The 8,368-nt window shown below is 70.7% G+C and carries 7 protein-coding genes; 5 read left to right on the top strand and 2 right to left on the bottom strand.

The window, feature by feature from the left end; translation table 11 throughout:
• The first annotated feature begins 338 nt into the window (after positions 1-338).
• The 4 genes from HW445_RS11550 (at position 339) to serA (ending at position 5,690) form a co-directional block, all read left to right on the top strand.
• The gene (locus HW445_RS11550; RefSeq protein WP_180220937.1) at positions 339-2,189 is read left to right on the top strand and encodes an acetolactate synthase large subunit; all 1,851 of its coding nucleotides are present in this window, start codon (positions 339-341) and stop codon (positions 2,187-2,189) included.
• Positions 2,190-2,209: 20 nt separating this feature from the next.
• Entirely contained in the window at positions 2,210-2,734 is a 525-nt protein-coding gene (gene ilvN, locus HW445_RS11545) for an acetolactate synthase small subunit (RefSeq protein ID WP_180220936.1), read from the top strand.
• A 142-nt stretch (positions 2,735-2,876) separates the two neighbouring features.
• Positions 2,877-3,875, top strand: coding sequence for a ketol-acid reductoisomerase (ilvC, locus tag HW445_RS11540; RefSeq protein ID WP_180220935.1), 999 nt, complete (start codon positions 2,877-2,879; stop codon positions 3,873-3,875).
• A gap of 225 nt (positions 3,876-4,100) precedes the next feature.
• Positions 4,101-5,690 (top strand): phosphoglycerate dehydrogenase, encoded by a 1,590-nt coding sequence (gene serA, locus HW445_RS11535; RefSeq protein WP_180220934.1) that lies wholly within the window; start codon positions 4,101-4,103, stop codon positions 5,688-5,690.
• A 163-nt stretch (positions 5,691-5,853) separates the two neighbouring features.
• On the opposite strand, the gene HW445_RS11530 is transcribed toward serA, so the two are convergent.
• Complete coding sequence (locus HW445_RS11530; RefSeq protein WP_180220933.1) at positions 5,854-7,389, bottom strand: MFS transporter; 1,536 nt, start codon at positions 7,387-7,389, stop codon at positions 5,854-5,856.
• 96 nt (positions 7,390-7,485) lie between these two features.
• On the opposite strand from HW445_RS11530, the gene HW445_RS11525 reads away from it, so the two are divergent.
• Complete coding sequence (locus HW445_RS11525; RefSeq protein WP_180220932.1) at positions 7,486-8,076, top strand: TetR/AcrR family transcriptional regulator; 591 nt, start codon at positions 7,486-7,488, stop codon at positions 8,074-8,076.
• Here the strand turns inward: HW445_RS11525 and HW445_RS11520 are convergent.
• On the bottom strand, positions 8,077-8,368 hold a 292-nt coding region (locus HW445_RS11520), incomplete at its 5' end, for a CdaR family transcriptional regulator (protein WP_180220931.1).

The raw sequence follows: 8,368 nt of genomic DNA, 5'->3' as shown, positions 1-8,368 counted from the left end.
GGTGCCTCCCGCCCGCACTGCCGGAGCGGCCTACGCGGGCCTCCAGCACGGCGCGTCACGCCCACATTCTGAGACCGTCGTCCCACCCCCTTGACACCCGACCTGCGTCGGGTAGAGGGTCAAGGTCATGCGCACCCGAATTCTCGTACTTGGACAGCGCGTCGGCTGAGCTGGACCTTCGGATTGAGAACCGGAGACCCAGCGCCTAACCGCCCGACGCGCTCCCCTCGCTTGCCTGACGGCACGAGGGGTTTTTTGTTGCACCGGGGCGAACGCGCCAACCGAACAAAATTCTCAAAAGCTCGCACACACCACTCTGCATCGAGAAGAGAATGCCGATGACCGAGCAGGCCACCGGGGCCCACCATCCGCAGCCGCGGCCCCGTTCCGGAGGACTCCAGCAGTCCGCGACCGAGCACGTCACGGGCGCCCAGTCGCTCATCCGCTCGCTCGAGGAGGTGGGGGTCGACACGGTCTTCGGCATTCCCGGCGGCACGATCCTTCCCGCGTACGACCCGATGATGGACTCCACCCGGGTGCGCCACGTCCTGGTCCGCCACGAGCAGGGCGCCGGCCACGCGGCCACCGGCTACGCGCAGGCCACCGGCAAGGTCGGCGTCTGCATGGCCACCTCCGGCCCGGGCGCCACCAACCTGGTCACCCCGATCGCCGACGCCAACATGGACTCGGTGCCGCTGGTCGCGATCACCGGGCAGGTGGTGTCCGCCGCGATCGGCACGGACGCCTTCCAGGAGGCGGACATCGTCGGCATCACCATGCCGATCACCAAGCACAGCTTCCTGGTCACCCGCGCCGAGGACATCCCCCGGGTCATCGCCGAGGCCTTCCACATCGCCTCCACCGGCCGCCCCGGCCCGGTTCTGGTCGACATCCCGAAGGACATCCTCCAGACGAAGACCACCTTCTCCTGGCCCCCGGTCGCCGACCTGCCCGGCTATCGCCCGGTCACCAAGCCGCACGCCAAGCAGATCCGCGAGGCCGCCCGGCTGATCACCACCGCCAAGCGCCCGGTGCTCTACGTCGGCGGCGGTGTCCTCAAGGCCGGCGCCACCACCGAGCTGAAGGTCCTGGCGGAGCTGACCGGGGCCCCCGTCACCACCACCCTGATGGCGCTGGGCGCCTTCCCGGACAGTCACCCGCAGCACCTGGGCATGCCCGGCATGCACGGCTCCGTCGCCGCGGTCACCGGGCTGCAGAAGGCCGACCTGATCGTCGCCCTCGGCGCCCGCTTCGACGACCGCGTCACCGGCAGGCTGGACAGCTTCGCCCCGCACGCCAAGGTGGTCCACGCGGACATCGACCCGGCCGAGATCGGCAAGAACCGCGAGGCGGACGTGCCGATCGTCGGCGACGCCCGCGAGGTGATCGCGGACCTGGTCCAGGCCGTGCAGAAGGAGCACTCCGAAGGCAACCGCGCGGACCTGGACGCCTGGTGGGCCGACCTGGACCGCTGGCGCGAGAACTACCCGCTGGGTTACGAGCTGCCCGCCGACGGCTCGCTCTCCCCGCAGCAGGTCATCGAGCGGATCGGGCAGCTCGCCCCCGAGGGCACGATCTTCACCGCGGGCGTCGGCCAGCACCAGATGTGGGCCGCGCACTTCCTCCAGCACGAGAAGCCGGCCACCTGGCTGAACTCCGGCGGCGCCGGGACCATGGGCTACGCGGTCCCCGCCGCGATGGGCGCCAAGGCCGGCCGCCCCGAGCGCGCCGTCTGGGCGATCGACGGCGACGGCTGCTTCCAGATGACCAACCAGGAGCTCACCACCTGCGCCCTGAACAACATCCCGATCAAGGTCGCCGTCATCAACAACGGCGCCCTGGGGATGGTCCGCCAGTGGCAGACGCTGTTCTACAACCAGCGCTACTCCAACACGGTGCTGCACTCCGGCCCGGGCGCGGACGCGACGGGCCCGAGCGCCGGCACCCGGGTCCCCGACTTCGTCAAGCTGTCCGAGGCGATGGGCTGCCACGCCATCCGCTGCGAGTCGCCCGAGGACCTGGACAAGGTCATCGAGGAGGCGAACTCGATCAACGACCGTCCGGTCGTCGTGGACTTCATCGTCCACGAGGACGCGATGGTCTGGCCGATGGTCCCGGCCGGCACCTCCAACGACGAGATCATGGCCGCCCGGGACGTCCGCCCCGACTTCGGCGACAACGAAGAGTGACCGAGCGAGGAACACCTGACATGTCGAAGCACACGCTCTCCGTCCTGGTGCAGAACACGCCGGGCATCCTGGCGCGGATCGCCGCGCTCTTCTCCCGCCGCGGGTTCAACATCGACTCCCTGGCCGTGGGCGTCACCGAGCACCCCGACATCTCCCGCATCACCATCGTGGTGGGCGTGGAGGACCTGCCGCTGGAGCAGGTCACCAAGCAGCTGAACAAGCTGGTCAACGTGCTCAAGATCGTCGAGCTCGACCCGGTCGCGTCGGTCCGGCGCCAGCTGGTCCTGGTCAAGGTCCGCGCGGACAACGAGACCCGCTCGCAGATCGTCCAGATCGTCGACCTGTTCCGGGCCAAGACGGTGGACGTCTCCCCGGAGGCCGTCACCATCGAGGCGACCGGCGGCAGCGACAAGCTCGAGGCCATGCTCAAGATGCTCGAGCCGTACGGCATCAAGGAACTGGTGCAGTCCGGCACGATCGCCATAGGGCGTGGCGCGCGGTCGATCACCGACCGCTCGCTGCGGGCCGTCGAACGCGCCTCCTGACGGGCCCGGAGCCCGCCGGAACCCCCGGCTCGCCCGTATGGCGAGACCGTCAACCCCTTCTCCACCGCCCGGTCATACGCTGGGCGCAACACCTGCGACACCTGCGGGCCCCTACACCTGCAGACATGAGGAGTGAACCGAAGTGGCCGAGCTGTTCTACGACGCCGATGCCGACCTGTCCATCATCCAGGGCCGCAAGGTCGCGGTCATCGGCTACGGCAGCCAGGGCCACGCCCACGCCCTGTCGCTGCGCGACTCGGGTGTGGACGTCCGCGTCGGTCTGCACGAGGGCTCCAAGTCCCGTGCCAAGGCCGAGGAGCAGGGCCTGCGCGTGGTCACCCCGGCCGAGGCCGCCGCCGAGGCCGACGTCGTGATGATCCTGGTCCCGGACCCGATCCAGGGCCAGGTCTACGAGGAGTCGATCAAGGACAACCTGAAGGACGGCGACGCGCTGTTCTTCGGGCACGGCTTCAACATCCGGTTCGGCTTCATCAAGCCCCCGGCCGGCGTCGACGTCTGCATGGTCGCCCCCAAGGGCCCGGGCCACCTGGTGCGCCGTCAGTACGAGGAGGGCCGCGGCGTCCCCTGCATCGCGGCCGTCGAGCAGGACGCCACGGGCAAGGGCTTCGACCTGGCGCTGTCCTACGCCAAGGCGATCGGCGGCACCCGCGCCGGCGTCATCAAGACGACCTTCACCGAGGAGACCGAGACCGACCTGTTCGGCGAGCAGGCCGTGCTCTGCGGCGGCACCGCCGCGCTGGTCAAGGCGGGCTTCGAGACCCTGACCGAGGCGGGCTACCAGCCGGAGATCGCCTACTTCGAGTGCCTCCACGAGCTGAAGCTGATCGTCGACCTGATGTACGAGGGCGGCCTGGAGAAGATGCGCTGGTCGATCTCCGAGACCGCCGAGTGGGGCGACTACGTCACCGGCCCGCGCGTCATCACCGACGCCACCAAGGCCGAGATGAAGAAGGTCCTCGCCGAGATCCAGGACGGCACCTTCGCCAACAACTGGATGGCCGAGTACCAGGGCGGTCTGAAGAAGTACAACGAGTACAAGAACCAGGACTCCCAGCACCTGCTGGAGACCACCGGCAAGGAGCTGCGCAAGCTCATGAGCTGGGTGGACGAGGAGGCCTGATCCTCTTGACGGGGCCGGGGCGACGCCCCGGCCCCGTGCTTCGCCCGTGGTGGAAACGCACGGACGGGTGATCCTTCCGCAGGGGCGAGGGACGAGGTCCCCGGCCCCACTACACTGCACTGCATACGCGTCAGGCCCACAGCGTCGTGCGTCTTCCACGCGGCTAGCAACCCTCCACGCCTGCGGCCGTCGGGACGGCCGTCCGCATCGCACCTGAGGACTCACGTGAGCTCGAAACCTGTCGTACTCATCGCTGAAGAGCTGTCGCCCGCCACCGTCGACGCGCTCGGTCCGGACTTCGAGATCCGGCACTGCAACGGAGCCGACCGGGGCGAACTGCTCCCGGCCATCGCCGACGTCGACGCGATCCTGGTCCGCTCGGCGACCAAGGTCGACGCCGAGGCGATCGCCGCGGCCACCAAGCTGAAGGTCGTCGCCCGCGCGGGCGTGGGCCTGGACAACGTCGACGTCTCCGCCGCCACCAAGGCCGGCGTGATGGTCGTCAACGCCCCCACCTCCAACATCGTGACCGCCGCCGAGCTGGCCTGCGGCCTGCTCGTGGCCACGGCCCGCAACATCCCGCAGGCCAACGCCGCGCTGAAGAACGGCGAGTGGAAGCGCTCCAAGTACACCGGCGTCGAGCTGGCGGAGAAGACGCTCGGCGTGGTCGGCCTCGGCCGGATCGGCGCGCTGGTCGCCCAGCGCATGTCGGCCTTCGGCATGAAGGTCGTGGCCTACGACCCGTACGTCCAGCCCGCGCGCGCCGCGCAGATGGGCGTCAAGGTCCTGACGCTGGACGAGCTGCTCGAGGTCTCGGACTTCATCACGGTCCACCTGCCCAAGACCCCCGAGACGCTCGGCCTGATCGGCGACGAGGCCCTGCGCAAGGTCAAGCCGACGGTCCGGATCGTCAACGCCGCGCGTGGCGGCATCGTCGACGAGGAGGCGCTGTACTCGGCGCTCAAGGAGGGCCGGGTCGCCGGCGCCGGCCTCGACGTCTACGCCAAGGAGCCGTGCACGGACTCGCCGCTGTTCGAGTTCGACCAGGTCGTCTGCACGCCGCACCTGGGCGCGTCCACGGACGAGGCGCAGGAGAAGGCCGGTATCGCGGTCGCCCGGTCGGTGCGCCTTGCGCTCGCCGGTGAGCTGGTCCCGGACGCGGTCAACGTGCAGGGCGGCGTGATCGCCGAGGACGTCAAGCCGGGTCTTCCGCTGGCCGAGCGGCTGGGCCGGATCTTCACGGCGCTCGCGGGCGAGGTCGCGGTGCGCCTCGACGTCGAGGTGTACGGCGAGATCACCCAGCACGACGTGAAGGTGCTGGAGCTGTCGGCGCTCAAGGGCGTCTTCGAGGACGTCGTCGAGGACACCGTGTCCTACGTAAACGCCCCGCTGTTCGCGCAGGAGCGCGGCGTCGAGGTGCGGCTGACCACCAGCTCCGAGTCGCCGGACCACCGCAACGTGGTCACGGTCCGCGGCACGCTGGGCAACGGCACCGAGGTGTCGGTCTCCGGCACGCTGGCCGGCCCGAAGCACCACCAGAAGCTGGTCGCGGTGGGCGAGTTCGACGTGGACCTGGCGCTCACCGACCACATGCTGGTGCTGCGGTACGCCGACCGTCCCGGTGTGGTCGGCACGGTCGGCCGGGTGCTCGGCGAGTCCGGCGTCAACATCGCCGGCATGCAGGTCGCCCGTGCGGCGGCCGGCGGCGAGGCGCTGGCGGTGCTGACGGTCGACGACACGGTCCCGCAGACGGTGCTGTCGGAGCTGGCCGAGGAGATCGGCGCGACGTCCGCCCGGGCCATCAACCTGACCTGACCGCCTTCCGGTCCGGCCCGGTTCGTTCCGGTTCGTTCCGTTCCGGTGCTCCGTGCGACGAAGGACCCGCCCGCCGCTCCACGCGGCAGGCGGGTCCTGGTCGTTGTCCCTTCCCTTTCTCCCCCGGGGAGCGGGCCGACGGGCCCGTGACCGGATCAGCTGATCACCGGATCACCGGGGTGACCGCGTCGCCGGGCGCCGGAGACTTCACCCGGATCCGGCGGAGGGCCGTCGCGGCGACCACGGCGGCGACCGCGAGGACCACCGCGCCGGTCAGGCCCGCCGCGTGCATGCCGTCGGTGAAGGCCGCTCGCGCGGCCAGGGCCAGCGACTCGCCCGCGTGGCCGGGCAGTTCCGCGGCGACCGCCAGTGCGCCGCCCAGCGTCTCCCGGGCCGCCTCCGGGGCGGTGTCCGGCATGCCGTCCCGGAAGACGGCGGTTCCCACGGAGCCCAGCACGGCCATGCCCAGCGCACCGCCGAACTCCGCCCCGGTCTCCAGCAGGGAGGAGGCCGAACCCGCCTTCTCCACCGGTGCCGCGCTCAGCGCCAGGTCCGCCATCTGCGACATCACCAGGACGATTCCGCAGGCCAGCACGCCGGCGGCCACCAGCACCAGAGCCAGCGAGTCGGTTCCGGGCGTGGTGAGGAGGGCGTAACCACCGGCGGCGATCAGGAACCCGGCCGCCACCACGTGGGCGCGCGGGACCCCCTTCTGCACCAGCGCGGTGGCGGCCGGCGCCGCGGCGGCGATCGGCAGGGAGGGGACCAGCGACCACAGCGCCGCCTCCAGCGCGCTCATCCCGAGCACCGACTGCAGGTACTGCGTGGTGAAGAAGGCGGAGCCCATCAGGCCGAGCGCGGAGACCGAGTTGAGCACCACCGCCGGGGAGAAGCCGGGCGAACGGAACAGCCCGCGCGGGACCATCGGAGAGACCGCCGTGCGCTGCCGCCACACGAAGAGCGCCCCGAAGAGCAGCCCGGCGCCGACGAACACACCCTGCTCCGGCCGCCAGCCGTCGGAGGCGAACTCCTTCAGCCCGTGGATCAGCGGCAGCACCGCGGCCATCGAGAGGGGCACGCTCAGCAGGTCGAACCGGCCGGGGGAGGGGTCCTTGGACTCGGGCAGCAGGAGCGGGCCGAGGATCAGCAGCAGGGCCATCGCGGGCAGGTTCACCAGGAAGACCGAGCCCCACCAGAAGAACTCGACCAGCAGGCCGCTCATCACCGAGCCCAGCGCCACGCCGCCGGTCATCACCGCGCTCCACAGGCCCACCGCCTGGGCGCGCTGACGCGGGTCGGTGAACATCGTGCGGATCAGCGCGATCGTCGACGGCATCAGGGTGGCTCCGCCGATGCCCAGCACGGCGCGGGCGGCGATCAGCATCTCCGGGCTGTCGGCGTAGGCGGCGGCCAGCGAGGCCGCCCCGAACGCCGCGGCGCCGAACATCAGCAGACGGCGGCGGCCGATGCGGTCACCGAGGGCGCCCATGGTCATCAGCAGACCGGCCAGGACGAACGCGTAGATGTCGAAGATCCAGAGCTGTTCGGTGCCGGTGGGCGCGAGGTCGGCGTTGATCGCCGGCACGGCGAAGTAGAGCACCGACACGTCCATCGAGACCAGCAGCAGCGGCAGCATCAGCACGGCCACCGCGGTCCACTCACGGCGCCCGGCACGGGCCGGGGAAGGGGTTGTCGTCATGCGAGTGACCGTACACGCGTCTTATACGAGTGTCTAGAACAGCCGTATAAGACGCCTGTCCGTGACGCGTGTACAGGCGCGGTTTACGCTGGTGGCATGGGTCATCGCGAAGATTTGCTGGACGGTGCCAAGCGCTGTCTGCTGGAGAAGGGTTTCGCCCGGACCACCGCGCGCGACATCGTGCGGGAGTCGGGGGCCAATCTGGCGTCGATCGGTTACCACTACGGGTCCAAGGACGCCCTGCTCGCCGAGGCCTACGTGGCGCTGGTGGAGGAGCAGGCGGAGCGGTTCGACTGGGACGCCGGCGCGGCCGGCACCCCTCCCGGTTCGCACGAGCGGCTGAGGGTGACGCTGCGGACGCTCGCGGATTCGCTGAAGCGCCCGGACTCGATCTGGCACCTGAGCATCGAGATCATCGCCATGGGCGACCGGCTTCCGGAGATCCGCCGCAATCTGGCGCTCGCCCAGCGCAGCGGCGGCCGTGGCCTCGCCGCGCTGCTGCTGGGCATTCCGGAGGAGAAGGTCGACGACGACCTGACCGACACCGTGGGGAACCTCGCCATGGTCCTGCTGACCGGCCTGATCGCCCAGAACTCGCTGGACCCGGACGGCACCCCGACCGGGGACCAGCTCGCCGACGGCCTGCTCCGGCTGGTCTCCGGTCCGGCCGGGGACGGTGGCCGGTGACTACAGCCGTGCGGCCTTGACGCCCATGTGGAGCAGGAGCCGGTGCTCACCGTCGTCCAGGTCGAGGCCGGTGAGCTGTTCCACCCGGGAGAGGCGGTAGTAGAGCGTCTGCCGGTGGATGCCCAGGGCCGCCGCCGTCCGGCCCGCCTGTCCGGCATGGTCGAGGTAGACCTCCACGGTGCGGGCCAGCTCCGGGTGCGCGAGCAGTTCGCGCAGTGCCGCGTCCTCCGCCGTCACCCCGGCCGGAAGGCGGGTGAGCAGGCGGTACGGGCCGATCGACGACCACCGCGCC

It is taken from the genome of Streptomyces sp. UH6 (assembly GCF_013421635.1).
Taxonomy (GTDB): Bacteria; Actinomycetota; Actinomycetes; order Streptomycetales; family Streptomycetaceae; genus Streptomyces; species Streptomyces abyssomicinicus.
The sequence above is the reverse complement of the archived record's forward strand: the minus strand, read 5'-3'. Positions and strand labels throughout refer to the sequence as shown.

Coding starts and splice junctions, on each gene's coding strand:
- HW445_RS11530 (WP_180220933.1), bottom strand. CDS start 7,389: ATGACGACAACCCCTTCCCCGGCCCGTGCCGGGCGCCGTGAGTGGACC.
- ilvN (WP_180220936.1), top strand. CDS start 2,210: ATGTCGAAGCACACGCTCTCCGTCCTGGTGCAGAACACGCCGGGCATC.
- HW445_RS11550 (WP_180220937.1), top strand. CDS start 339: ATGACCGAGCAGGCCACCGGGGCCCACCATCCGCAGCCGCGGCCCCGT.
- HW445_RS11525 (WP_180220932.1), top strand. CDS start 7,486: ATGGGTCATCGCGAAGATTTGCTGGACGGTGCCAAGCGCTGTCTGCTG.